This is a genomic window from Halomonas sp. AOP12-B1-6 (genome assembly GCF_052379225.1).
Taxonomy (GTDB): Bacteria; Pseudomonadota; Gammaproteobacteria; order Pseudomonadales; family Halomonadaceae; genus Vreelandella; species Vreelandella casei.
This window is the reverse complement of the sequence record NZ_JBQSYK010000006.1, coordinates 168160-194364: the sequence shown is the minus strand read 5'-3', so window position 1 is coordinate 194364 and position 26205 is coordinate 168160. Positions and strand designations below refer to the sequence as shown.

Genomic DNA, 26205 nt, shown 5'->3' with positions numbered 1-26205 from the left:
TAGTTTGAGCACCGGATGATGGTGCCCGACGACTGGCGCTACATGTAGAAATACCCGGCTGATGCAGCCGGGTATTTTTTTCGCTCAACATTGGCAAGGGTTAGCTGTGGTTCTTGATCTTTTCCGGTAGCAACCCTTTGGGCGCAAAGCGCAGCACCATCGTGATCAGCAGGCCAATCACCAGTACGCGTGCCTGTAGGGCGCGGCTATCCATATTGCTGGGTGCATCCCAGCCGAAGGCGCCTTCACCGAAAGCCACCGCAAGTTGCATCAAAAACAGCGCTAGCGGCTCGGACATAATCCAGATGATGTACACCGCCACGGCACCTAAAATCGTGCCCAGGTTATTGCCCGGCCCACCAAGGATCACCATGACTAGCACCAGGAACGTGTGGTTGAGTGGCAGGTAGCCTTGGGGGTCAAAAAGGCTGTTAAAGGTGCCAAGCATGCCGCCGCCTAATCCCATTAGCACGCAGCCCAGTACAAAGATTTCTAAGCGGCGCTTATTGATATCTTTGCCCATCGCGGCAGCGGAGACTTCGTTATCGCGAATCGCCCGGATCATTCGCCCCCAAGGCGCATGGTAGGCGCGATGGAGAAGAAAGAAGATGGCGGCAATCACTACCGCGGTAAATGACAGATAGATGGCCCGAGAAAGCGTGAAGCCTAGCTCTGCCGGCCCTGGCGTCGGCCAGGGTAGGGGAGACACCGTGGCGGTGCCGCGGGTGAGCCAGTCCGAGTTTTTCAGAAACGCTTTAATGATCTCGGCAATGCCTAGGGTGGCGATGGCAAGATAGTCGCTGCGTAAGCCTAGGCATATATGGCCGATAAAGTAGCCAACGCCGCCGGCTAATGCGCCGCCAACAATCCAACCGGTCCAAGCGGGCAGGCCAAAGCCGCCCACAAATCCTGCCCGCGATTGAATTTCACCGGTGACCTCACGCAGCAGGCTGATAACCACCATATAAAGCACGAGTGCCAAGGCAACGGCGATCAACGTACGCAGTTTCTTAGGCACGCCCAGGCGGTCAAGTTTGGTGGCTGCGACGACCAGAAGCGTGGCAGCGATACCATAGAGCAATACGCGCCCTAGCTCGCCCGGCAGCTCGGTTCCCCAGAAGGCATCGTTCACCGGTACGCTGAACAGCATCGCGCAAAAACCGCCGAGCGCGACAAAGCCCATGACCCCGGCATTGAACTGGCCGGCGTAGCCCCACTGGATGGTGAGGCCTAGGGCAAGAATGGCATAGCAGGCAGCTTCCACTAACATTCGCGTGCTGTAGGCGGCGCCCATGACGGCGTATACCGCTAACACGGCGATTAGCAGCACCCCGAACAAAATGAGCTCGCGCAGCGGGAAGCGACGTGCCTGAGTGGCGTCTTTAGGGGTATAGGCAGGGTTGCGCGTTTTGGCTGAATTGCTCATTAGATCACCTTGCCCTTAAAGAGTCCGGTGGGACGCCATACCAAAATGGCCACGAGAATGAAAAACGGCACCACGATTTTGTATTCTGTGCCTACAAAGGCCAGGTTCGACGGTAGCTCCAGCCAGGCCGGCAGGCTGTCGTGAAAGGGGCGTAGCAGTACGTTCCAGTTAAACACCGCTAGCGTTTCCGCAAACCCCACCACAAAGCCCCCGGCAATCGCGCCATAAGGGTGGCCCACGCCGCCCACAATGGCCGCAGCAAAAATAGGCAGCAGCAGAAAAAAGCTTAGGTCGGGCTTGAAGGTCACGTCCAGGGCGAGCAGGGTGCCGGCAGTAGCGGCCAGCGCTCCTGCAATCATCCATGTCACGGCCACAATGGTGTTGGTGTTAATCCCCGATGCCTGGGCAAGTTCAGGGTTGTCTGACATCGCCCGCATCGCCTTGCCAAGCCGTGAGCGATGAAGAAATAGATGCAGTGCGACAACGGCAACCAGCGTAAGCACAAACAGATAAATTTGCGGCTCGGTGATCACGATGGGCGCGCGAGCACCTTCAAAGGGCAGGGCGAGGCGAAAGATTTCTTTACGGTCATCGACATACAGACTTTGCCCGCTAGTGCCTGCAAATAGCCGGATAAGCCCCTGCAAAATAAGCGTGACGCCCAGCGAGCCAATAACCAGCACGATGGGCTTTACCCCATGAGCGCGCAGTGGTTTGTAGAACGCTTTGTCGATGCCTACCGCTAATGCAGCGGTCAGCAGCATGGCCAGCGGTAGCATTAAGATAGCGGTGGGGATGCCAAGGCTCGCACCTGCGGCTGGAAACAGGGTGGTGAGCAGTAGCACCATAAAGGCACCGAAGGTCATCATGTCGGCATGGGCAAAATGGGCAAAGCGCATAATGCTGAATATCAGCGTTACGCCGACGGCTCCTATGGCATAGATGGAGCCGCTCACGCTGCCCGCAATCACCACATTATTAATAAAAAAAGCCAGTTCGTTCACGTGTTTCTCCCTGGGGCTAGCCGCCCAAAAAGCTTTTAGCGACGTCCGGATTAGCCAGCAGTGCGGCCCCTGTGTCGGTAAAGCGGTTTTGGCCAGCGGCTAGCACGAAGCCTTTATCGGCAATCGCCAACGCCTGCTTGGCATTCTGTTCCACCATCAAAATGCCAACGCCTGCGGCATTGATCTGTTTGACGCGATCAAAAATTTCATTCATGTACAGCGGTGACAGCCCTGCAGTGGGTTCATCAAGTAACAGCAGGCTAGGCTCGGCCATAAGCGCGCGCCCCATGGCGACCATTTGGCGCTGACCGCCAGAAAGCTCGCCGGCGGGCTGGCGACGCTTCTCATGAAGCGGCGGGAAGAACTCATATACCTGCGCGAGCATCCGCTTGACGTTTTGCGGCTTTAAAAATGCGCCCATCTCTAGGTTTTCCTGCACGGAAAGACTAGGGAAAATATTTTTCTCCTGAGGCACAAAACCCATACCACGCTGTACCAGCTGGTTAGGCGGCAAGTTATGAATCGGCTGGCCGAGGAGCAGTATGTCGCCCTGGTTGACATGTAAAAGGCCAAAAATCGCCTTCAGCATGGTGGATTTACCTGCCCCGTTAGGGCCAACGATAACGCCAATTTCATCCGCTGCTAGCGTCATGTTTACCCCGTTAAGGATATTCATACTGCCGTAGCCACCGTGCACATCGCGCGCGTCGATTAATGGCCGGTGTGCCGTTTCAATGGTTGAAGCCCCGGCTGTTGAGGGGCCGATGTTTGCAGGCATAGGGTAAGGAGTCTCTGCTAGGTCACTTACAGGAAGCGACATCATTGTAATCATTGGGTGTGGCTAGAGTCGGTCACGCTTAGGCGGCATCGCTGCCAAAGTAAGCTTCGATGACCTCTGGGTTATTCTGAATATCGCTAATGTGGCCTTCCACCATGACGCTGCCTTGGGCCAGCACAATGACCGGATCACACAAACGGGCAATCATTTCCATGTCGTGCTCAATGACTAAGAAGGTGTAGCCCATCTCGCGATTCAAGCGCTCGATATTGCCCATTAAATCGCCCAGCAGCGTGCGGTTTACCCCGGCGGCGATCTCATCTAAGAGCACGACTTTGGCATCGCTCATCATGGTACGGCCTAGCTCAAGCAGCTTTTTCTGCCCGCCCGACAGATTGCCCGCCAGCTCGTTACGCACGTGGTGCAGACCCACGAAGTCGATGACTTCCAGCGCGCGGCGGCGCACCTCGGCTTCTTCCCGGCGCACCGTGGCAGGCCGTAACCACGCGCTAAATAAATCCTCACCGGCTTGTTCGGGCGGCACCATCATCAGGTTTTCCAGCGCGCTCATCTGGCTAAATTCGTGGGCAATCTGAAAGGTGCGCAGCAACCCTTTATGAAACCGCTGGTCGGCGCTGAGCGCCGTTATATCTTCACCATCAAGCAACACGCGACCGCTGTCGGGGGGCAGTGAGCCGGCAATCAGATTAAACAGCGTCGATTTGCCCGCGCCATTGGGACCGATCATGCCGGTAATGGAGCCTTTTTCTACTTGTATAGAGCAGTCGTTAATAACCTGCAGGCCCCCAAATGCTTTGTTGACTCGCTGTACTTCAATAAGAGGGATCATGGTGTCTCCACGCGATGCAGGCGGCTAAGAAGCCGCCTGCGCACTATTATTAAATTGTTTGTCGTGGTTTTTTGAGCCACCGCTGGCTGGCAGCAAATGCGCCGACGATCAGTAGCGCGCCAAGGGCGGGGATAAGATAGCCATCCACCAGAGGAATCGTGCGTAAAAACACAAAGGCTACCGCCGCGGGCGCGACAAAGCGCACCAGGAACCGCCAGAATCTAAACCAAGTGACGTTGGTGCCCAATTCTTTCATCACCTCGCTTTGGGTGAGCGTCCACCCTGCAAACAAGGCAATCATCAGGCCCCCTACGGGCATAAAGATATTGGTCAGTAGTTCAATGAAATCAAACGCGGTGCGCCCAAAGAGGAGGTGGAAAATCGTCCCCTCGGCCCACACGTTAAAGCTCACGACGGTTAATAGCCCCATCGCCCAGGCGGCGGTGGCCATAATAGCGACCGCCTGCGGGCGGGTCATATCAAAGCGCTCCACCAGAAAAGCCGCAACGGGTTCAATCAGCGAAATAGATGAGCTGATCGCGGCGCCAAGCACCAATATAAAGAATACGCCACCGACCAGCGCGCCCATCGGCATGTCAGAGAACGCTAGTGGTAAGGTAACAAACATAAGCCCAGGGCCTTGCCCCGTTTCCAGGCCTGCGCCAAATACCAGCGCGAAAATAGCTAAGCCGGCCACCATCGCTACGGCGGTATCAACAATGGCCACGGCAAAGGCCGTGCGGGTCAGCGACACGTTGCTGGGCATATAGGCGCCATAGGCCATGATTGCCCCCATCCCTAGGCTCAGCGTGAAGAATGATTGCCCCATTGCCTGAAGCCAGCCCTCTAAGCTGAGGTCGGCAAGATTGAAGGTGAATAAGAAGGTCGCAGCGGCGCCCACATCGCCATTGATCACGCTGTAGGCCAGCACTACCAGCAGAATCACAAACAGCGCAGGCATCATAATGCGTAGCCCGGCTTCGATGCCGTTATGAATGCCCATGCCGACAATAAGCGCCGAGGCGGCAATAAATAGCGTGTGGTAGAGCGTCATCAAGCCCGGTGCCGCCAGTAGCGCATCAAAGCCTTGGCTAATCGTTTGCGCATCGGCACCGACTAGCGAGCCGGTGAGCATCAGCCAGGTGTAGTGAATCGCCCAGCCGGCAATCACGGAGTAGAAGCTTAAAATTAAAAAGGCGGAGGCGGCGCCCAGCCAACCAATCGATTCCCACGCACGGGAAGTGCGGTGTGTTTTGGTGAGGTGTCGCATACCCATAATCGGGCTTTGACGGCTGGTGCGCCCCAGCATGATTTCAGCAATCAAAATAGGAATGCCGACCGCGAAAATCGTCAGCGCGTAAATCAGAATAAAAGCGCCGCCGCCGTTTTCACCGACCAGATAAGGAAAACGCCATAAATTGCCCAGACCGACGGCAGAGCCAACGGCGGCCAGAAGAAACGTGCCTTTGTGCGTCCAGACGTTATGACCGCTCATGGATAAGAGTGTCCAGGTTCGGGTGCAAGAACGGGGATAAGTATCCAAACACCTGTATGAATATAGATAAGTCAGCGTGCCATGGACGCGCCGAAGTTAACGTTACTGTGCGATAGAATGCGCCGTCTTTCCAGAGCACTAGCGTTTAGGTTGCGTTAAGGAGCATGGCTTGGCAATTGGCTCGCGGTTAATGAAACATTGAAAAGCGCGGCGTACAGGCACAAAAAAGCCCGCTTGCGCGGGCTTTAATGATTTACCTATACGACTAATAGGCTTACTTCTTGCTATAACGCTTACGCTCGGTTTCTTTGAGCAGCTTTTTACGCAACCGGATGTGTACCGGCGTTACTTCGACTAGCTCGTCGGAATCGAGGAACTCAATCGCCTGCTCCAGCGAGAATTTCACCGGCGGCGTCAACACGATGTTCTCGTCGTTACCGGTAGAACGCATGTTGTCGAGCTTCTTACCTTTAGTGGGGTTAACCACCATGTCGTTAGCACGATTGTTGATACCAATCAGCATGCCTTCGTAAACTTCCGTGGCGTGATCGATAATCAGCTTGCCGCGCTCTTGCAGTGCATACAGCGCATAGGCAAGGGCTTTGCCGTCAACCATCGAGACCAATACACCGTTACGACGCTCGATAGAGGCATCAGGCTTCAGTTGACCGTAGTGATCAAAGCGGCTGGTCAAAATGCCGGTGCCGGAGGTCAGGGTCAGGAACTGACCGCGGAAACCGATCAGACCGCGTGCAGGAATAATAAAGTCGAGGCGAACCCGTCCTTTACCATCGGGCAGCATGTTGGTCATCTCGCCTTTGCGGTAACCCAGCTCTTCCATGATAGAGCCTTGATGCTGCTCTTCACAGTCGATGATGACTTCTTCGTACGGCTCTTGCTTCTCGCCGTCGATTTCTTTGATGATAACTTCTGGGCGGCCAACGGCCAGCTCAAAGCCTTCACGACGCATGGTTTCGATCAGCACCGAAAGGTGCAGTTCGCCACGGCCTGACACTTTGAATTTCTCAGGGGTTTCGCCCTGTTCAACGCGCAGCGCTACGTTGTGAATCAGCTCTTGCTCAAGACGATCCTTGATATTACGGCTGGTCACAAACTTACCGTCTTTACCTGCGAACGGTGAATCGTTGACCTGGAAGGTCATCGAAACGGTCGGCTCGTCGACAGATAGCGGCGGCAGTGCTTGGACATTCGCAGGATCACACAGGGTGTCAGAAATCGACAGATCATCGATGCCGGTGATGCAAACGATGTCGCCTGCGGTGGCTTCATTGGTCTGCACACGCTCAAGACCCATATGCGTCATGACCTGGCCGATTTTGCCCTTGCGTACGTTGCCGTCAACGCCGATCACTGAGATCTGCTGGTTCGGCTTCACCGCGCCGCGCTTGATGCGGCCAAGGCCGATAACGCCTACGTAGCTGTTGTAGTCCAGTGCAGAGATCTGCATCTGGAAGGGGCCGTTAAGCTCAACCTGAGGCGGCTCAACGATATCGACGATGGCTTGGAACATGGGATCCATGTTGTCAGCCAGCGCGTCAGGATCCATGCCCGCAATGCCGTTTAGGGCAGAGCAGTAGATGATCGGGAAGTCGAGCTGTTCGTCGGATGCGCCCAGGTTGTCGAAAAGATCGAAAATCTGGTCGATAACCCAGTCAGGGCGAGCGCCGGGGCGGTCAATTTTATTGACGACCACGATCGGACGAAGGCCTTGGGCGAACGCCTTTTGGGTTACAAAGCGAGTTTGCGGCATCGGACCGTCGACGGCGTCTACTAATAGTAGTACCGAGTCGACCATCGACATAACGCGCTCAACTTCACCGCCGAAATCGGCGTGCCCAGGCGTATCCACGATGTTGATGTGGTAGTCATTACCGTGACTGTCTTGCCACTGGATGGCCGTATTCTTGGCCAAAATAGTAATGCCGCGCTCTTTTTCCTGATCGCTTGAGTCCATAACGCGCTCTTGACCTTCCGCTTTGCGGTCAAGGGTGCCGGACTGGCTCAGGAGTTTATCGACCAGAGTTGTTTTGCCGTGGTCAACGTGGGCAATGATCGCTACGTTGCGCAGGTTATTAACCGCGCTGGAATTTTGCTGGTTTTGCATGCTGGGAGAGAACTCTTGTGAACACCCGTTTGTCCACGGGTCGGAAAATGCGGGTCGCAAGGGCTGGCAAATGCCGACCATCTTGGCTCAGGGCTTGCGTCCAACGATTATTCTACCATGTTGAAGGCTTCGCTGATATTACTGGCGCACTTATCGACCTTCGTCGCCCCCAGGAAAGTTTTCGGACTGGGGCTCCATCCGCTAGAATAGCGCTTTTCCCACTGGGGCAGGAGCATGACCATCGGTAATCTGATGCGTTTATTAAGCGATGGCGAGGTTCATTCTGGCGAGCAGCTGGGTGAGACGCTGGGTATTTCTCGTGCTGCGGTGTGGAAGCAGTTAAAAAAATTAGAAGTGCTGGGCGTTGAAATTATCGCAGTGAAAGGCCGCGGCTATCGACTGTCGCAGCGGCTGGAGCCCCTGGAGGGCGCTAAAATCGTTGAGCGGCTGCCTGCTCAAGCGCGTCATCACCTTACGCGGCTGTTTGTTGAAGATCAGTTGCCCTCCAGCAATGAGTATCTGCGCCAGCGTTTTGAGCAGGGTGCCGGGCATGGCGAAGTTTGTTTGGTTGAGCTGCAAACCGCTGGGCGCGGCCGGCGTGGGCGGGTTTGGTCGACGCCCTGGGGGCAAAGCCTCATGCTCTCGTTGGGCTGGCGGTTTGAATCCGGTATTGCGGTGCTGGAAGGTTTGAGTCTGGCGGTCGGCGTGGTCGTGGCCCAGGTGCTTGAGCAGCACGGCGTGGCGCCGAAGTTGAAATGGCCGAACGATATTTTGCTCTCTGAGCAGGCACCGACGGGCGACGCTGGCGCGCATAGTGAACTGGGCAAGCTGGCCGGTATTCTTGTCGAAGTCACGGGGGATGCTGGCGGTCCGTGTGAAGTGGTGATCGGCATGGGTATGAATCTGTGGCTACCGGCTGCACAGCGTGCCGCGATTGATCAACCTGTAGCGGCGCTTTTCGAGCGCCTGCCCAATATCTCGCGTAACCAGCTGGCCTCCGATGTGGTGGCGGGTTTATTGTCCATGCTGGCTAATTTTGAGCGAGTGGGTTTTAGTGCTTGGCGCGATGACTGGAATGATCGTCATGCCTATGCAGGGCTGCCCGTTCGCGTTATTCAAGGACAACAAACCAGTGATGCCGTCGCAGGGGACGTGGATGAGAGTGGTAATCTATGGGTTACTGAAAATGATCACTCTCGACGCCTCGCTGGCGGTGAGATCAGCGTGCGTAGGCGTTTATGATTCTGGATCTTGATATCGGCAACACGCTGTCTAAATGGCGGCTGAAGGATGCCGAGAGTAGCGAGATACGTTCACGCGGGGCAGTCTGGACGCGTGAAGAGTGGCGCCCCGGAGCTGATATTCCCGATCTCGATGTCGTCGAGGCGGTGCGTATCTCCAGCGTGGCGCGAGCGGCGGTGTTGGAGGAGACGGTCGCGTTACTGCGCCGCCTCGTTCGCCATGTGCATGTTGCCCACTCGACGTATGAAGCGCTGGGAGTTATTAACGGCTATGAAGAGCCGGGGCGCTTAGGTGTCGATCGCTGGATGGGAGCGCTGGCCGGCTATCAGTTGGCCGGTGGGTGCTGCGCGGTGGACTGCGGTAGCGCAATTACTATCGACTTCGTACTGCCGGGAGGCAGCCATCTCGGTGGCTATATCATTCCCGGCCTGCGGCTGATGAAAGAGAGTTTAAAACTTGGCACCCGCAACGTAGCGATCGATCCAGAAAGCGAGGCCGACGAGCTGCTAGAGCCTGGCCGGCGGACGGTTGACGCGGTGAATCACGGTATCTATATGGCGGCGGTCAGTGCTATTAATCGCATCTATAGTGAAGTGTGCGATCAGGAGGGCATTGCACTGCCGATGTTGCTAACCGGTGGCGATGCGCGGGTAGTGTCGCGGGGCGTGCAAGTGCCTCATGCGGTATGGCCCGATATGGTTTATGGCGGACTAGAGGCCTGTTTTCCAATGACCTTCGCTGAGCGAGCGGGTAAAATGTCCGGCGCACCGCGAGTACCTGAACCTGTTTCGTTAGAAAAGATTCGTGCAGGACTTGCATTCTCAATGCTGCTTTGACAAAATGCAGCGCGCTCTAGGGCGTGTCACAGATGCAACATTTCGCTAAAAGTTATGCGATGAGCTTTGATAAATAAGTGATTATCTGGCTTGACACTGTGATAGAGGTTGGCATAATGTGCCGCCACGTTGGAGAGATTCCCGAGTGGCCAAAGGGAGCAGACTGTAAATCTGCCGCGTAAGCTTCGAAGGTTCGAATCCTTCTCTCTCCACCAGATTTATATGCCAGCGATTGTTTTCGATGAGATTGCTTTCGATGGCGTAGAATGAAAAGCCGGTAGCGGGCACGGTCTACAGTTCAGTTTTACCAAGCTGTAGATTGGCAGGGCGGCGCAGCGGGTTGTCATTCGAGACAGGTTCGCGGGCGTAGTTCAAAGGTAGAACCTCAGCCTTCCAAGCTGATGGTGCGGGTTCGATTCCCGCCGCCCGCTCCAGTTGATGTGTTTCGCTCATGTAGCTCAGGGGTAGAGCACACCCTTGGTAAGGGTGAGGTCGACGGTTCAATTCCGTCCATGAGCTCCATATTGCGAAAAAAGCGAGCCGAGCTCGCTTTTTTTGTTTCTGTAGTTAGGCGAAGATTGGTGCCTGAGTGCAGGGTGGGGGTTGCCAGGAGTGGTTTTCTCCGCTACCATGGCGCCCGCTGTTGTCTAGGCGTTTTAAAGCGCTTGTGCAATGTGATGATACAGGCCAGTGGCTCAATTGGCAGAGCAGCGGTCTCCAAAACCGCAGGTTGGGGGTTCGAGTCCCTCCTGGCCTGCCAACCTTCCCCAGGTTGGCATGTTATTTTTCAGAATTCCTTTACTGTAGCTGCACCCTAAGGAGTCTCGTTTTATGAAGCCTGGTTCTGTAAAGCACGGTACCGAGGTGCAACAGGCGCGCCATGACGGGCTCAAGTGGGCAGCGGTTATAGCGCTGCTTGTCGTTGCTGTCGTTGGTAATACCTATTTCGCCAATATTGGCCTGCTCTACCGCGTCATTGGCGTAGTGGTGTTGTGTGTGATTGCTGGTTTGATCGCGCTGACCACTGCCAAAGGTCGTGATTTAGTGGAGCTAGCCGTTAGCGCCAAGAAAGAGATTCAGCGCGTTGTATGGCCGACCCGTCCCGAAACAATTCAGACCACCGCAATTGTTCTGGTGGCTGTTGTTGTGGTGGGTTTGATGCTGTGGTTGATTGACACTCTTCTTGGCTGGGCAATGTCCGGCGTCATTGGTTAGGAGTTTTCATGTCCAAACGTTGGTACGTCGTTCACGCTTATTCTGGGTTTGAAAAGCATGTCATGCGTTCACTGATTGAGCGTGTGAAGATGTATGGCATGGAAGATCGCTTTGGCGAGATTCTGGTGCCGACAGAAGAAGTCGTCGAAATGCGTGACGGTAAGCGACGCAAGAGTGAGCGAAAATTCTATCCCGGCTACGTACTGGTCGAGATGGAAATGGCCGACGAAACATGGCACCTGGTTAATGAAACACCCCGCGTTATGGGTTTCATTGGCGGTACCAAAGAAAAGCCGGCTGCTATTACCTCTCGCGAAGCGGATGCTATTTTGCTGCGCGTTAAAGATGGTACTGACAAGCCGCGGCCCAAAACAATGTTTGAGCCGGGTCAGTCAGTGCGTGTAGTCGATGGTCCGTTTGCAGATTTCAACGGCGTCGTTGAAGAAGTGAATTATGAAAAGAGTCGCCTGCAGGTCAGCGTGCTGATCTTTGGGCGCTCTACGCCTGTTGAGTTAGAGTTCTCGCAGGTTGAGAAAGAGTAAGCACGATATTCGTGCGAGGCGGCTAAATAGCCGTTTCGCTGGTACCGGGGAGCCTTCGGGCGTTATTACCCAATTGGAGTAAAAACGATGGCCAAGAAAGTACAGGCTTACATCAAGCTGCAGGTTGCTGCAGGTAAAGCCAATCCAAGTCCGCCGGTAGGTCCAGCACTGGGTCAGCACGGCGTGAACATCATGGAATTCTGTAAAGCGTTCAACGCCGCGACTCAAGAAATTGAGCCGGGCCTGCCGACGCCAGTTGTGATCACTGTCTACTCAGACCGTAGCTTCACGTTCGTCACCAAAACACCGCCTGCTGCCGTGCTGCTGAAAAAAGCCGCTGGTATCAAGTCGGGTTCCGGTGAGCCGAACAAGAAGAAAGTCGGTACCGTTACGCGTGAGCAGCTTGAAGAGATCGCCAAGACTAAAGAGCCTGATTTGACGGCTGCTAATCTTGACGCCGCAGTGCGCACCATTGCTGGCAGTGCTCGCAGCATGGGCCTAAACGTGGAGGGTCTTTGATCATGGCTAAACTGTCTAAGCGTGCGAAGGTAATTCGCGAGAAAGTAGACACTAATAAAGCTTACTCTATTGAAGAAGCCGTAGCGCTGCTCTCTGAGCTGTCTACCGTTAAATTCAAAGAGTCTGTTGATGTTGCCATCAACCTAGGCGTTGACCCACGTAAATCTGACCAGGTAGTGCGTGGCGCTACGGTTATGCCTAACGGCACTGGTAAAGATGTACGTGTCGCGGTCTTCACTCAGGGTGCCAATGCCGAAGCCGCTAAAGAAGCGGGCGCCGACATTGTGGGCATGGAAGATTTAGCTGAGCAAGTGAAAAAAGGCGTGATGGATTTTGACGTCGTTATCGCTTCTCCTGACGCAATGCGCGTTGTCGGTCAGCTGGGTCAGATTTTAGGTCCGCGCGGCCTGATGCCTAACCCCAAAGTTGGCACCGTGACGCCTGACGTCGCGACAGCGGTTAAGAATGCTAAAGCTGGTCAGGTGCGTTTCCGTACCGACAAAAACGGCATTATCCACACTACCCTGGGTAAAGTGGATTTTGACGTAGCAGCCATTAACGGTAACTTAGAAGCACTGGTTGCCGACCTTAAGCGCCTCAAGCCGAGCGCGTCGAAAGGCATTTACTTCAAAAAAATGACGCTGTCCACTACTATGGGCCCGGGTCTAACAATCGATCACTCTGCTTTTGCGTAAAGCGGGCGATCGTTGGTTTTTTTGAAAGAACAGAGCAAGAACTTTGCGGTCCCCCGTTTGGTGACTACCACTGGCCGGGGCATCGTCAAAGACCGCAGGTGCCGCACTTAGTACGTACAGCTTGTACGCACAAGGGCGGCTTAATTGCCCCATAAGCGCCTGCGCAGATGGTGTGGCCGCCAGTTGGTTAAAGCTTTAAGCAGCTTTCTGGTGAGCACCATCCCTAAGGCTTCTCACGCTTTCTAGCTGTATGGCAGGGCGGTGTGGGAAGAGATGGTAACCACCGGAACCTTCTTGGGTTCCGGCACGAAGGAGTGATCACTGTGCCACTAGCACTTGAAGGCAAGAAAGCGATTGTTGCCGAGGTCAGTGAAGCGGCCAAGGGCGCACTCTCCGTCGTAGTTGCTGATTCTCGCGGCGTAACGGTTGGTAAAATGACCGATCTGCGTAAGCAGGCGCGTGAGAATGGCGTAGAGCTACGTGTTGTCCGTAACACGTTGGCTCGCCGCGCACTCGAGGGCACTCAGTGGGAGTGCTTAAACGATAGCTTCGTTGGTCCTACGTTGTTGGCCTTCTCTACAGAACACCCGGGCGCTGCCGCTCGACTGTTCAAAGAGTTTGCTAAAGTAGACAAAAACTTCGAAGTGAAAGCGTTGGCCTACGAAGGTGAGCTGATTCCGGCTGCTGACATCGATCGTCTAGCAACCCTACCGACTTACGACGAAGCAATTGCCAAGTTGATGTCGGTAATGAAAGAAGCCTCCGCTGGCAAGCTGGTTCGTACTCTGGCCGCCCTGCGCGATCAGAAGCAAGAAGCAGAAGCTGCATAAGCAGCGTTTCTTGCAGGCAGCGTGAACTGTTTTATCGGCGTGCTGCCTGAACCAAGCAATGAATCCTGAGTTCTCGGCTGACCGAGACTCCCGCAAAGTTAGGAATGAGACAATGGCACTGACCAAAGACGATATCATCAATGCAGTAGCCGACATGTCCGTAATGGAAGTTGTCGAGCTGATCGAAGCAATGGAAGAGAAATTCGGCGTTTCTGCAGCGGCTGCCGTTATGGCTGGTCCTGCTGCTGGCGGCGAAGTTGCTGAAGAACAGACTGAGTTTGACGTTGTTCTGACCTCTGCTGGTGAGAAGAAAGTTAACGTGATCAAAGCAGTTCGTGAGATCACCGGTCTTGGCTTGAAAGAAGCTAAAGGCGCTGTTGATGGCGCTCCTGCGACCATCAAAGAAGGCCTGTCTAAAGACGACGCTGAAGCTGCTAAAGCTAAGCTGGAAGAAGCGGGCGCCACCGTCGAGCTCAAGTAATTTTTGTGCGGACGGCTTTGCGCGCTGCGTAAGCTTCCACGGCTGGCGGCGGGATATCCCGCTGCCGGCCTTTTTCTGTTGTAACTGATGTTTACTAGCAGCAGCGGCAGAAATGTAAGAACGTAATTGAATATAGTGTTATCGACTACAGTGTTATCGAACTAGATTTTCGACGGCGAGCTACCGATTTAGGAGCTTGCTGTCTGCGTCTGACGAAGCCCGCCGGGCAGCGATGACCACGCATCGGTCACCCATGGTGAACAAGCTGGGGAATACAGATGGCTTACTCATATACTGAGAAAAAACGCATCCGCAAGGATTTCGGCAAACTGCCCCAAGTGATGGATGTGCCTTACTTGTTGGCTATCCAGCTTGATTCCTATTACGACTTCCTCCAGCAAGATCGTTCGCCCGACGAGCGTCACGAAGTCGGCCTGAACGCGGCGTTTAAGTCCGTGTTTCCGATTGAGAGCTTCTCCGGCAATGCGGCGCTTGAGTATGTCAGCTACCGTTTCGGCACGCCGGCGTTCGATGTTAAGGAATGCCAGCTACGCGGCGTCACTTACTCCGCTCCGCTGCGCGTTAAGGTTCGCTTGATCATCTATGATCGCGACTCTTCGAACAAAGCAATCAAAGATATAAAAGAGCAGGAAGTCTACATGGGGGAAATCCCCCTGATGACCGAGAACGGTACCTTTGTTATCAACGGTACTGAGCGGGTTATCGTTTCCCAGCTCCACCGCTCGCCCGGTGTGTTCTTCGATCACGACAAAGGCAAGAGCCACTCTTCCGGCAAACTGCTCTACTCAGCCCGCGTTATTCCTTACCGTGGCTCCTGGTTAGACTTTGAGTTTGATCCCAAAGACAACGTCTTTGTGCGTATTGACCGTCGCCGTAAATTACCGGCCTCGGTGTTGATGCGTGCGCTGGGAATGAGCACCGAAGAGATCCTGGCCGAATTCTTTGAAACCAGCGTCTTCCACATCGAGAAATCAGGTTTCTCTGTGGAGCTGGTGCCGTCGCGTCTACGCGGTGAAACCGCTACGTTTGATATCAAAGATACCGCCGGTGAGACGATTGTTGAAGAAGGTCGTCGGATTACCCAGAAGCACATTCGTCAGCTTGAAAAAGCCGGCCTTGAGCGCCTGGATGTGCCGATGGAGTATCTCTTTGGTAAAACGCTAGCCAAAGACCAAATCGACACTAAAACCGGTGAGCTGATCTGTCCGTGTAATACCGAGATCACCCCGGAAGTGCTGGAGCGTATGGCTCAGGGCGGCATTGCGCTGATTGAGACCCTATACACCAACGATCTAGACTGCGGTTCTTTCGTTTCCGATACCTTGAAGCTGGATGCTACGAATTCCGCGCTTGAAGCATTGGTCGAAATTTATCGCATGATGCGTCCAGGCGAGCCGCCCACTAAAGAGTCTGCAGAGACGCTGTTCAACAACCTGTTCTTCTCTGAGGACCGCTACGACCTGTCGGGCGTTGGCCGCATGAAGTTCAACCGTCGCCTGCGTCGCGAGACTGACACAGGCTCTGGCGTATTGGATCGCAAAGACATCCTCGACGTGCTGCGCGAGCTGATCAGTATTCGTAACGGCTTCGGTGACGTTGACGATATCGATCACCTGGGTAACCGCCGTATTCGCTGTGTAGGCGAAATGGCCGAAAACCAGTTCCGCGTTGGCTTAGTGCGCGTAGAGCGCGCCGTTAAAGAGCGTCTTTCCATGGCGGAAAGCGAAGGCCTGATGCCCCAAGACTTGATCAACGCCAAGCCCGTAGCGGCGGCGGTGAAAGAGTTCTTCGGTTCCAGCCAGCTTTCGCAATTTATGGACCAAAACAACCCGCTTTCCGAGGTTACCCACAAGCGTCGTGTGTCTGCACTCGGCCCCGGTGGTTTGACCCGTGAGCGTGCTGGCTTCGAAGTACGTGACGTACACGCCACGCACTACGGGCGTCTATGCCCAATCGAAACGCCAGAAGGCCCGAACATCGGCCTGATTAACTCCCTGGCAACATATAGCCACACCAACAGCTACGGCTTTCTAGAAACGCCGTACCGGAAAGTGGTTGATCGCCAGCTGACTGACGACATCGTTCACCTTTCGGCGATCGAAGAGGGCGATTTCGTTATCGCTCAGGCGTCGGCGGCGGTCGATGAGTCTAACAAGCTGACCGATGATCTGGTGCAGGTGCGTCACCGCGGTGAAACCACCTTTATGCGTCCCGAGCAGGTTACCCTGATGGACGTATCGCCTCGTCAGGTAGTTTCGGTCGCTGCGGCATTGATTCCGTTCCTGGAGCACGATGACGCCAACCGCGCCTTGATGGGTTCGAACATGCAGCGTCAGGCAGTGCCGACACTGCGTGCTGATAAACCGCTCGTAGGTACCGGTATGGAGCGCTTTGTTGCTCGTGACTCCGGTGTCTGTGCGGTCGCGAACCGTGGCGGCGTGATTGACTCCGTTGACGCTCGCCGCGTGGTCGTACGTGTCAATGAAGATGAAATCATCGGCGGTGAAGCCGGTGTTGATATCTACAACCTGACCAAGTACACCCGCTCGAACCAAAACACCTGTATGAACCAGCGCCCCATCGTGCGTCCTGGTGACAGCGTAGCGCGCGGCGATATTCTTGCCGACGGCCCGTCTGTCGACATGGGTGATCTGGCCCTGGGCCAGAACATGCGCATCGCGTTCATGCCTTGGAACGGTTACAACTTCGAAGACTCCATCCTGCTTTCTGAGCGGGTGGTTCAAGAAGACCGTTTCACTACGATTCACATTCAGGAACTGACCTGTGTTTCTCGTGACACCAAGTTGGGCTCGGAAGAAATCACTGCCGATATTCCTAATGTAGGTGAATCCGCGCTCTCCAAACTGGATGAAGCCGGCGTCGTTTACATCGGTGCTGAAGTAGGCCCTGGCGACATTCTGGTTGGTAAAGTAACGCCGAAGGGTGAAACCCAGCTGACGCCTGAAGAGAAGCTGCTGCGTGCCATCTTCGGTGAGAAAGCGTCTGACGTTAAAGACACCTCGCTGCGTGCCCCTACCGGCATGAAAGGGACGGTCATTGATGTCCAGGTCTTCACCCGTGATGGCGTAGAGAAAGATTCGCGCGCGCTGACCATTGAACGGATGCAGCTTGATGAGGTTCGTAAGGACCTTCAAGAAACATACCGTATTGCCGAAGAAGCGACGTTTGAGCGTCTTCAGCGCACCCTGGAAGGTCAAGCGGTTAACGGCGGCCCGAACCTTAAGAAAGGCGATGTGCTTGATGATGCCTATCTTGAAGAGCTGCCACGTCAGCAGTGGTTCAAACTGCGTATGCAGGATGAGTCGTTTAATGAGCTGCTTGCTCAGGCCGACGAACAGCTGGAAAACCGTCGTAAAGAAATGGACGAGCGCTTTGAAGATAAGAAGCGCAAGTTAACCCAGGGCGATGACCTCGCGCCGGGCGTGCTGAAAATCGTCAAAGTTTATATGGCCGTCAAGCGCCGCATTCAGCCGGGCGATAAGATGGCCGGTCGTCACGGTAACAAAGGTGTTATCTCGGCGATTATGCCGATTGAAGATATGCCGTTCGATGAGAAGGGCGAGCCGGTCGACGTGGTGCTTAACCCGCTGGGTGTACCGTCACGTATGAACGTCGGTCAGATCCTTGAAACTCACTTGGGTATGGCGGCACGTGGCTTAGGCGTCAAGATTGAAGCCATGCTGCGCGATGCACGCGGTCAACAAGTTGCCGAAATTCGCGACTTCTTGGGTCAAATCTACAATACGCCAGGTACTCGCGTTGAAGATCTCGATTCTCTGACCGATGATGAAATCATCGCGCTGGCGAAGAACCTGAAAGGCGGTGTGCCCATGGCGACGCCGGTGTTTGACGGTGCTAAAGAGCACGAAATCAAGCATCTGCTGAAACTGGCGGACATTCCTGAGTCAGGTCAGATGGCCCTGTTTGATGGCCGTACCGGTGACGTCTTTGATCGTCCGGTTACCGTCGGCTATATGTACATGTTGAAGCTTAACCACTTGGTAGACGACAAGATGCACGCGCGTTCTACCGGTTCTTACTCGCTGGTTACCCAGCAGCCCTTGGGTGGTAAGGCGCAGTTCGGTGGTCAGCGCTTCGGTGAGATGGAAGTGTGGGCGTTGGAAGCTTACGGCGCGGCATACACGCTACAAGAAATGCTCACCGTCAAGTCGGACGACGTCGAAGGCCGCACCAAGATGTATAAAAACATCGTGGATGGCGACCACACCATGCAGGCAGGCATGCCGGAATCCTTCAACGTACTCGTGAAGGAAATCCGCTCGCTGGGCATCGATATCGAGTTAGAGAGCTAGGAGCCGTCCCATGAAAGATTTGGTGAAAGTACTCAAATCGCAGTCTCAGTCCGAAGAATTTGACGCGATCAAGATTACCCTGGCGTCGCCGGACATGATTCGCTCCTGGTCGTTTGGCGAGGTGAAGAAGCCTGAGACCATTAACTACCGTACCTTTAAACCGGAGCGGGACGGCTTGTTCTGCGCCAAGATTTTTGGCCCGGTAAAGGACTATGAGTGCTTGTGCGGCAAATATAAGCGCATGAAGCATCGCGGTATTATCTGCGAAAAATGTGGCGTTGAAGTCACCAAAGCCGCCGTGCGCCGTGAGCGCATGGGGCACATTGAGCTTGCCTCACCGGTCGCTCACATTTGGTTTCTGAAGTCATTGCCGTCGCGTATCGGCATGTTCCTCGATATGACGTTGCGTGATATCGAGCGCGTGCTGTATTTCGAAAGCTTTGTGGTGATCGATCCAGGCATGACCACGCTAGAACGTGGTCAGCTGCTGAACGACGAGCAGTACTTCGAGGCACTGGAAGAGTTTGGCGACGACTTTGATGCCCGCATGGGTGCCGAAGCCGTTCAAGAACTGCTGAAAGACATCGATCTGGAAGAAGAGATTAATCATCTGCGTGAAGAAATTCCGCAGACGAACTCTGAGACCAAGATCAAGAAGCTTTCTAAGCGCCTGAAACTGCTTGAAGCGTTCTACCACTCTGGCAATGCGCCCGCGTGGATGGTCATGGAAGTGCTGCCCGTGCTGCCGCCGGATCTGCGTCCGCTGGTACCGCTGGACGGTGGCCGCTTCGCGACCTCTGATCTCAACGACCTTTACCGTCGTGTGATCAACCGCAACAACCGTTTGAAGCGTCTGCTGGATCTTAATGCGCCGGATATCATTGTGCGCAACGAGAAACGCATGCTTCAAGAAGCCGTTGATGCGTTGCTCGATAACGGTCGTCGTGGCCGTGCGATCACGGGCTCTAATAAGCGTCCGTTGAAATCACTTGCCGACATGATCAAAGGTAAGCAGGGCCGCTTCCGCCAGAACTTGTTGGGTAAGCGCGTCGATTACTCGGGCCGTTCAGTAATCACCGTGGGCCCGACGCTGCGTCTGCACCAGTGTGGTCTGCCGAAGAAAATGGCGCTGGAGCTGTTCAAGCCGTTTATCTACTCCAAGCTTCAGTCGCTGGGCTACGCCTCGACGATTAAAGCCGCCAAGAAGATGGTTGAGCGCGAGTTGCCGGAAGTATGGGACATCCTTGCCGATGTTATCCGCGAGCATCCGGTACTGCTTAACCGTGCGCCTACGCTTCACCGTTTGGGTATCCAGGCGTTTGAGCCGCTGTTGATCGAAGGTAAGGCGATTCAGCTGCATCCGCTGGTCTGTGCTGCCTACAACGCCGACTTTGACGGTGACCAGATGGCGGTACACGTACCGTTAACGCTGGAAGCGCAGCTTGAAGCGCGTGCGCTGATGATGGCGACAAACAACGTGCTGTCGCCTGCTAACGGCGAGCCGATTATCGTACCGTCGCAAGACGTTGTTCTGGGTCTGTACTACATGACCCGCGAAAAGATCAACGCCAAAGGCGAGGGCATGGTGTTCTCTGACCTCAACGAGGTAGAGCGCGCGTTTGGTACTCAGTCGGTCGCGCTACACGCTCGTGTCAAAGTGCGTTTAGACGAGATCGACGTAGAAGAAGAAACTGGCGAGCGCAGCTTCCACCGCCGCATTTATGACACGACGGTGGGTCGTGCCATGCTATTCCGTATTTTACCGGAAGGCGTGCCGTTCGCGCTGATTGATCAGCCGATGAAGAAGAAGGCGATCTCCAGTCTGATCAACGAAGTGTATCGTCGTGCTGGTCTGAAGCCGGCCGTTATTTTCGCTGACCAACTGATGTATACCGGCTTCCGTTTGGCCACCTGGTCCGGTGCTTCTATCGGTGTTAACGACTTCGTTATTCCCGATGAAAAAACCGCGATTGTTGACGCCGCTGAAGCCGAAGTTAAAGAAATTGAAGACCAGTTCTCTTCTGGCCTAGTAACAGCGGGTGAGAAGTACAACAAGGTTATCGATATTTGGTCCAAGGCCAACGATAAAGTCGCCAAGGCGATGATGGTCGGTATCTCTAAAGAAACCGTCATCGATCGTGATGGCAACGAAGTTGAGCAGGATTCGTTTAACAGCGTCTTCATCATGGCTGATTCCGGGGCGCGTGGTTCTGCTGCCCAGATCCGTCAGTTGGCCGGTATGCGTGGCCTGATGGCCAAGCCGGATGGTTCGATCATCGAAACGCCGATTGTTGCCAACTTCCGTGAAGGTTTGAACGTACTTCAGTACTTCATCTCGACTCACGGTGCGCGTAAAGGTTTGGCGGATACGGCACTAAAAACAGCTAACTCCGGTTATCTGACGCGTCGTCTGGTCGACGTGGCGCAAGACTTGGTTATTACCGAAGTTGATTGCGACACTGAGAACGGTTTGACGCTGCACCCGATCATCGAAGGCGGCGACATCATTGTACCGCTCTCTCAGCGTGTGTTGGGTCGTGTTGTTGCACAAGAAGTCGTGCATCCGGGTACCGGCGAGATCTTGATTCCTCGCACAACATTACTGGACGAGAAGTGGTGCGCCGAGCTTGACACCATGGGTGTCGACGAAATTATCGTGCGCTCGACCATTACCTGTGAAACTGCTCACGGTGTATGTGCTTCTTGTTACGGTCGTGACTTGGCGCGTGGCCATCAGGTCAACATTGGCGAGGCTGTCGGCGTTATCGCGGCACAGTCAATTGGCGAGCCGGGTACCCAGCTGACCATGCGTACGTTCCACATCGGTGGTGCGGCATCGCGTTCTTCTGCGGTTGACAGCGTACAGGTTAAGCACGGCGGCAAGGTTCGTCTGCATAACATCAAGCACGTTGAGCGTGTCGACGGCAAATTGGTCGTGGTCTCTCGTTCCAGCGCCTTGGCAGTTGCCGATGAGCATGGCCGTGAGCGTGAGTACTACAAGCTGCCCTATGGTGCTGAGCTTTCCGTACGTGACGGCGATGTCGTTGATGCCGGTGCCATTGTTGCTAAATGGGATCCGCACACTCACCCGATCGTTGCTGAAGTAGAAGGTAAGGCGCAGTTTATCGATCTCGACGAAGGTGTCACCATGCACCGCAGCGTCGATGAAATGACCGGCCTGTCTTCTATTGAAGTTATCGAATCGGCGGCACGTCCGATCTCTGGTCGCGATAAGCGCCCGATGGTAATGCTGCAAGATAGCGCGGGCGAGTACGTGTCTGTTTCCGGTTCAAACACGCCGGTACAGTACTTGCTGCCTGGTAACTCGATTATTTCGGTTGATGACGGTGTCACTATCGGTGTGGGTGAAGTGGTTGCCCGTATTCCTGTAGAGGCTTCGGCTAACAAAGATATCACCGGTGGTCTGCCACGGGTTGCTGACTTGTTTGAAGCGCGTAAGCCGAAAGAGTCGTCTATCTTGGCGGAAATCAGCGGTGTTGTTAGCTTCGGTAAAGAAACTAAAGGTAAGCGCCGCTTGATGATTACCCCGGAGTCTGGCGATCCGTTTGAAGCCTTGATTCCGAAATGGCGTCAAATCGCCGTCTTCGAAGGTGAAGCCGTCGAGAAGGGTGAAGTTATTTCTGATGGCCCGAGCAATCCTCACGATATCCTGCGTTTGCTGGGTGTTGAGGAACTTGCCAAGTACATCACTGCCGAAGTGCAGGACGTTTATCGTCTGCAGGGCGTAGGTATCAACGATAAGCACATCGAAGTGATCGTGCGTCAGATGCTGCGCAAGGTAGAGCTTACCGACTCAGGTGACTCTGATTTCATCACCGGCGACCAAGCTGAGCTGGTTCGCGTGCTGGAGCAGAACGTTCGTCTTGAGAAAGAGAAGAAATTCCCGGCTAAGTATCAGCGTATGCTGCTGGGTATTACCAAGGCCAGTTTGGCCACCGAGTCGTTCATCTCTGCGGCCTCCTTCCAGGAGACAACACGAGTACTGACCGAAGCAGCGGTGACCGGCAAGCGCGATTATCTGCGCGGCCTGAAAGAAAACGTGGTAGTGGGTCGTCTCATACCAGCCGGTACGGGTTTGACTCACCACGCAGAGCGTCGTCGCAAGCGCGAAGACGTTGAGCAACTGTTCAACCCCTCGGCCACCGAGGTAGAGCAGGAGCTAGGTGCTCAGCTAACCGCTCTCGATTCTGACGATGAGCTGTAACGCTGGGGCTAGAAATAGTAAGTGAAGACAGTAAGTGAAAACGTAAGTAAAACGAATAGCTGACCTGAAAAGCGCAGTCTTGCCGGTTAAACCGCCGGCAAGGCTTGACGCCACATAGGGTCAGCCTTTAGAATGCGCAGCCTTTAACAGTGGGGTGGGTGCGCCCGCATCCGCTGCTTGTATTTGTTAAAAGGCTAAGGCAACCATTGGAGTCAGCTAAACACCATGGCAACGATTAATCAGCTAGTGCGCAAGCCGCGCAAGCGCCCCGTCACCAAAAGTGACGTGCCAGCGCTGCAGGCCTGTCCGCAAAAACGCGGCGTATGTACGCGCGTTTACACCACCACCCCGAAGAAGCCTAACTCGGCCCTGCGTAAGGTTTGCCGTGTGCGCCTTACCAACGGTTTCGAAGTATCTTCTTACATCGGTGGTGAAGGTCACAACCTTCAAGAACACTCTGTCGTTTTGATTCGTGGCGGCCGTGTAAAGGATTTGCCAGGTGTGCGTTATCACACCGTTCGTGGCGCCCTTGACACCTCCGGCGTTCAAAATCGTCGTCAGGGTCGTTCTAAATACGGTACTAAGCGTCCTAAGTCCTAAGTCTACGCTTAGAGTCTGCTGAGTAACGTTTTTCACGAATTTGACGGTCTGATAAGAGTAAGGTCGGGCGCCGCGAGTACTAGTAGGCGCAGCACGAGTCCCGGGTTTACCTGAAAGATCCTTAATTGAGGGCTTATCATGCCTAGAAGAAGAGTAGTAGCTAAACGCGACATCCTGCCGGATCCTAAGTTCGGAAGTGAGCGTCTGGCGAAGTTCATGAACCACCTGATGGTCAGCGGCAAAAAGTCCATAGCTGAGCGCATCGTCTACGGTGCGTTGGACAAGGTTGCCGAGCGTAGTAAAGAAGATCCGCTGGAAATCTTCGACAAGGCGTTGGAAGCCATCCAGCCTATGGTCGAAGTGAAGTCGCGCCGTGTGGGTGGTGCGACCTATCAGGTGCCGGTTGAAGTTCGTCCGTCACGCCGTCAAGCGCTTGCAATGCGCTGGCTGGTAGACGCTGCGCGTCGTCGCGGTGAGAAAACCATGGTGCACCGTCTGGCTGGTGAAATGCTGGATGCTGCTGAAGGTAAAGGTTCTGCTGTTAAGAAGCGCGAAGACGTGCATCGCATGGCAGAAGCCAACAAAGCCTTCTCGCACTACCGTTTCTAGATTTCGCGTTTTTAGATTTTTTAAAATCGGCGTTTCTAAAATCGGCGTTTTTAAACTCGGCGTTTTTGAGTACGACGTTTTTAAGTTCGGGTTTATATATGCACGTAGTTCAGCATGCGAATGTACGCTGAGTCGCTGTGTTGCAATACTTAGCCACTATCCTTCTAGGGTAGTGGCGGTAGCATAAGCCTCGCTTGCATGCGCCGCTAAATTAACGAGCATCGCCAACAAATGGGAGTTTCATCGTGGCACGCAAGACTCCACTGAATCGTTATCGCAATATCGGTATCGTTGCTCACGTTGACGCGGGTAAAACCACGACAACTGAGCGCGTACTGTTCTACACCGGCCTTTCCCACAAAGTGGGTGAAGTGCACGACGGTGCTGCGACGACAGACTGGATGGAGCAGGAGCAGGAGCGTGGTATCACTATCACCTCTGCTGCTGTTACTACCTTCTGGCAAGGCATGAGCAAGCAGTTTCCTGAGCACCGTATCAATATTATCGACACCCCAGGGCACGTTGACTTCACCATTGAAGTTGAGCGTTCTCTGCGCGTACTCGATGGTGCGGTGGTTGTACTGTGTGGTTCTTCCGGCGTTCAGCCCCAGACCGAAACTGTATGGCGTCAAGCCAACAAGTATGAAGTTCCGCGCATGGTGTTCGTCAATAAGATGGACCGTACCGGCGCTGACTTCTTCATGGTTGTTGAGCAGCTCAAAGAGCGTCTAGGTGCTAACGCTGTGCCGATCCAGATTAACTGGGGCACGGAAGAAGACTTTAAAGGCGTTATCGACCTTCTCCAGATGAAAGCCATCCTTTGGGATGAGGCAAGTCTGGGTATGAACTATGAGCTCGTCGATATTCCTGCTGACTTGCAAGAAACGGCTGAGAAGTATCGCGAAGAAATGGTTGAAGCCGCTGCCGAAGGCTCTGATGAGCTGATGGAGAAGTATCTCGACGGTACTGAACTCAGCATCGAAGAGATCAAGGCTGGTCTGCGCGCGCGTACTCTGCGTAACGACATCGTGCTGGTCACCTGTGGTTCTGCCTTTAAGAACAAAGGCGTTCAAGCAGTGTTGGACGGCATTATCGAATACATGCCTTCGCCGACTGAAGTTAAGGCGATCGAAGGTGAGCTTGACGATAAAGACGGTACCATTGCCACACGTATCGCCGATGACAGCGCGCCGTTTGCGGCGCTGGCGTTCAAGATCGCGACCGACCCCTTCGTTGGTACGCTGACCTTTATCCGCGTCTATTCGGGTGTTCTGAAATCTGGTGACGGCGTTTATAACTCCGTTAAACAGAAGAAAGAGCGCGTTGGTCGTATCGTTCAGATGCACGCCAACTCACGCGAAGAGATCAAAGAGATCCTGGCTGGCGATATCGCTGCTTGTATCGGTCTGAAAGACGTCACCACCGGTGACACACTGTGCGATATCGACAACAAAATTGTTCTCGAGCGTATGGAGTTCCCGGATCCGGTTATTTCGGTTGCTGTTGAGCCGAAGACCAAGAGTGACCAAGAGAAGATGGGTGTTGCTCTGGGCAAATTGGCTCAGGAAGACCCTTCCTTCCAAGTTAAAACCGACGAAGAAACCGGCCAGACGATTATTTCTGGTATGGGCGAGCTTCACTTGGACATTATCGTTGACCGTATGCGTCGCGAGTTCAAGGTTGAAGCTAATATCGGTAAGCCTCAAGTAGCCTACCGCGAAACGATTCGCGGCAGCGTTGAGCAAGAAGGCAAGTTCGTGCGTCAGTCCGGTGGTCGTGGTCAGTATGGTCACGTTTGGCTGCGTATCGAGCCGCTGACTGCAGCAGAAAAGGGTGAAGGCGAAGATGAAATTTTCTTCAAATTCAACTCTGAAGTCGTGGGCGGTACGGTTCCTAAGGAATACATCCCCGCGGTTGAGAAGGGTGCTTATGAGCAGCTCAAAAACGGCGTCATCGCGGGTTACCCGATGATCGACGTTAAAGTGTCGCTGTTCGATGGCTCTTTTCACGACGTGGACTCTAACGAGACTGCGTTCAAGATTGCTTCTTCTATGGCCGTTAAAGAAGGTGCCAGGAAGGCCAAGGCCGTGCTGCTGGAGCCGGTGATGAAGGTCGAAATCGTGACCCCCGAAGAGTTTATGGGTGACGTCATGGGCGACCTGAGCCGTCGTCGCGGTCTGGTGCAGGGCATGGATGACTCTTCCGCAGGTAAAGTCATTCGTGCAACGGTACCGCTGGGTGAGATGTTCGGTTACGCAACCGACCTACGCTCGCAATCCCAGGGCCGTGCGAGCTACTCTATGGAGTTCTCGAAGTACGAGGAGGCGCCCTCCAGCGTCGTTGAAGCCGTCATCAATCAAAACGGTTAACCGTTAGCT

General features: G+C 54.3%; 20 protein-coding genes and 4 tRNA genes. 17 read left to right on the top strand and 7 right to left on the bottom strand.

Translation table 11 applies throughout. The features are described 5' to 3' along the window. Window positions 1–100 precede the first annotated feature (100 nt). The 6 genes from ACT3TR_RS16845 to typA all read right to left on the bottom strand — a co-directional run bounded on the left by ACT3TR_RS16845 (window position 101) and on the right by typA (window position 7678). The gene (locus ACT3TR_RS16845) at window positions 101–1426 is read right to left on the bottom strand and encodes a branched-chain amino acid ABC transporter permease (protein WP_444625735.1); all 1326 of its coding nucleotides are present in this window, start codon (window positions 1424–1426) and stop codon (window positions 101–103) included. After that, window positions 1426–2430 (bottom strand): branched-chain amino acid ABC transporter permease, encoded by a 1005-nt coding sequence (locus ACT3TR_RS16840; RefSeq protein ID WP_193063255.1) that lies wholly within the window; start codon window positions 2428–2430, stop codon window positions 1426–1428. The genes ACT3TR_RS16845 and ACT3TR_RS16840 overlap by 1 nt, the downstream gene beginning before the upstream one ends. Window positions 2431–2446: 16 nt before the next feature. Continuing rightward, window positions 2447–3106 carry an ABC transporter ATP-binding protein gene (locus tag ACT3TR_RS16835; RefSeq protein WP_226938602.1) on the bottom strand — a complete coding sequence of 220 codons (660 nt, stop codon included), beginning with the start codon at window positions 3104–3106 and terminating at the stop codon, window positions 2447–2449. Window positions 3107–3287: 181 nt separating this feature from the next. Beyond that, window positions 3288–4058 carry an ABC transporter ATP-binding protein gene (locus tag ACT3TR_RS16830; RefSeq protein ID WP_444625736.1) on the bottom strand — a complete coding sequence of 257 codons (771 nt, stop codon included), beginning with the start codon at window positions 4056–4058 and terminating at the stop codon, window positions 3288–3290. Window positions 4059–4107: 49 nt separating this feature from the next. After that, on the bottom strand, window positions 4108–5553 hold the full coding sequence (locus tag ACT3TR_RS16825) for a sodium-dependent transporter (protein ID WP_444625737.1): 1446 nt from the start codon (window positions 5551–5553) through the stop codon (window positions 4108–4110). A 274-nt stretch (window positions 5554–5827) separates the two neighbouring features. Beyond that, complete coding sequence (gene typA, locus ACT3TR_RS16820) at window positions 5828–7678, bottom strand: translational GTPase TypA (RefSeq protein WP_444625738.1); 1851 nt, start codon at window positions 7676–7678, stop codon at window positions 5828–5830. 234 nt (window positions 7679–7912) lie between these two features. Here typA and ACT3TR_RS16815 point away from each other — a divergent pair, with 234 nt between their 5' ends. The 16 genes from ACT3TR_RS16815 to rpsG all read left to right on the top strand — a co-directional run bounded on the left by ACT3TR_RS16815 (window position 7913) and on the right by rpsG (window position 23827). Then, window positions 7913–8920: a biotin--[acetyl-CoA-carboxylase] ligase gene (locus tag ACT3TR_RS16815; protein WP_193063246.1), complete on the top strand. Its 1008-nt coding sequence runs from the start codon at window positions 7913–7915 to the stop codon at window positions 8918–8920. Then, entirely contained in the window at window positions 8917–9756 is an 840-nt protein-coding gene (locus ACT3TR_RS16810; RefSeq protein ID WP_444625739.1) for a type III pantothenate kinase, read from the top strand. The genes ACT3TR_RS16815 and ACT3TR_RS16810 overlap by 4 nt, the downstream gene beginning before the upstream one ends. Window positions 9757–9887: 131 nt before the next feature. Next, window positions 9888–9971 (top strand) — tRNA-Tyr (locus tag ACT3TR_RS16805). A 145-nt stretch (window positions 9972–10116) separates the two neighbouring features. Beyond that, a tRNA-Gly gene (locus ACT3TR_RS16800) sits at window positions 10117–10190 on the top strand. A 13-nt stretch (window positions 10191–10203) separates the two neighbouring features. After that, window positions 10204–10278: transfer RNA gene (locus ACT3TR_RS16795), tRNA-Thr, on the top strand. A 162-nt stretch (window positions 10279–10440) separates the two neighbouring features. Continuing rightward, window positions 10441–10516 (top strand) — tRNA-Trp (locus ACT3TR_RS16790). A 71-nt stretch (window positions 10517–10587) separates the two neighbouring features. Beyond that, window positions 10588–10971, top strand: coding sequence for a preprotein translocase subunit SecE (gene secE, locus ACT3TR_RS16785; RefSeq protein WP_193063244.1), 384 nt, complete (start codon window positions 10588–10590; stop codon window positions 10969–10971). A gap of 8 nt (window positions 10972–10979) precedes the next feature. Then, on the top strand, window positions 10980–11513 hold the full coding sequence (gene nusG / locus ACT3TR_RS16780; protein ID WP_096276548.1) for a transcription termination/antitermination protein NusG: 534 nt from the start codon (window positions 10980–10982) through the stop codon (window positions 11511–11513). An 87-nt stretch (window positions 11514–11600) separates the two neighbouring features. Next, window positions 11601–12032, top strand: coding sequence for a 50S ribosomal protein L11 (gene rplK / locus ACT3TR_RS16775; protein ID WP_007112017.1), 432 nt, complete (start codon window positions 11601–11603; stop codon window positions 12030–12032). A gap of 2 nt (window positions 12033–12034) precedes the next feature. Continuing rightward, entirely contained in the window at window positions 12035–12727 is a 693-nt protein-coding gene (gene rplA / locus ACT3TR_RS16770; protein WP_193063242.1) for a 50S ribosomal protein L1, read from the top strand. A 323-nt stretch (window positions 12728–13050) separates the two neighbouring features. Then, window positions 13051–13557, top strand: a complete 507-nt coding sequence (rplJ, locus tag ACT3TR_RS16765) for a 50S ribosomal protein L10 (protein ID WP_096276544.1) — start codon at window positions 13051–13053, stop codon at window positions 13555–13557. Window positions 13558–13669: 112 nt separating this feature from the next. Then, on the top strand, window positions 13670–14038 hold the full coding sequence (rplL, locus tag ACT3TR_RS16760; RefSeq protein WP_096276542.1) for a 50S ribosomal protein L7/L12: 369 nt from the start codon (window positions 13670–13672) through the stop codon (window positions 14036–14038). 278 nt (window positions 14039–14316) lie between these two features. After that, the gene (rpoB, locus tag ACT3TR_RS16755) at window positions 14317–18393 is read left to right on the top strand and encodes a DNA-directed RNA polymerase subunit beta (protein WP_193063240.1); all 4077 of its coding nucleotides are present in this window, start codon (window positions 14317–14319) and stop codon (window positions 18391–18393) included. 10 nt (window positions 18394–18403) lie between these two features. Next, window positions 18404–22618 carry a DNA-directed RNA polymerase subunit beta' gene (gene rpoC, locus ACT3TR_RS16750; RefSeq protein WP_444625740.1) on the top strand — a complete coding sequence of 1405 codons (4215 nt, stop codon included), beginning with the start codon at window positions 18404–18406 and terminating at the stop codon, window positions 22616–22618. Between the two features lie 225 nt (window positions 22619–22843). Then, complete coding sequence (gene rpsL / locus ACT3TR_RS16745; RefSeq protein WP_008959173.1) at window positions 22844–23218, top strand: 30S ribosomal protein S12; 375 nt, start codon at window positions 22844–22846, stop codon at window positions 23216–23218. Between the two features lie 138 nt (window positions 23219–23356). Beyond that, entirely contained in the window at window positions 23357–23827 is a 471-nt protein-coding gene (gene rpsG, locus ACT3TR_RS16740; RefSeq protein WP_096276536.1) for a 30S ribosomal protein S7, read from the top strand. Here the strand turns inward: rpsG and ACT3TR_RS16735 are convergent. Continuing rightward, window positions 23760–23927, bottom strand: coding sequence for a pentapeptide repeat-containing protein (locus ACT3TR_RS16735; RefSeq protein WP_444625825.1), 168 nt, complete (start codon window positions 23925–23927; stop codon window positions 23760–23762). The two genes, rpsG and ACT3TR_RS16735, sit on opposite strands and share 68 nt — an antisense overlap. Before the next feature lie 145 nt (window positions 23928–24072). Here ACT3TR_RS16735 and fusA point away from each other — a divergent pair, with 145 nt between their 5' ends. Next, the gene (fusA, locus tag ACT3TR_RS16730) at window positions 24073–26196 is read left to right on the top strand and encodes an elongation factor G (protein ID WP_444625741.1); all 2124 of its coding nucleotides are present in this window, start codon (window positions 24073–24075) and stop codon (window positions 26194–26196) included. The last annotated feature ends 9 nt before the right edge of the window (window positions 26197–26205 follow it).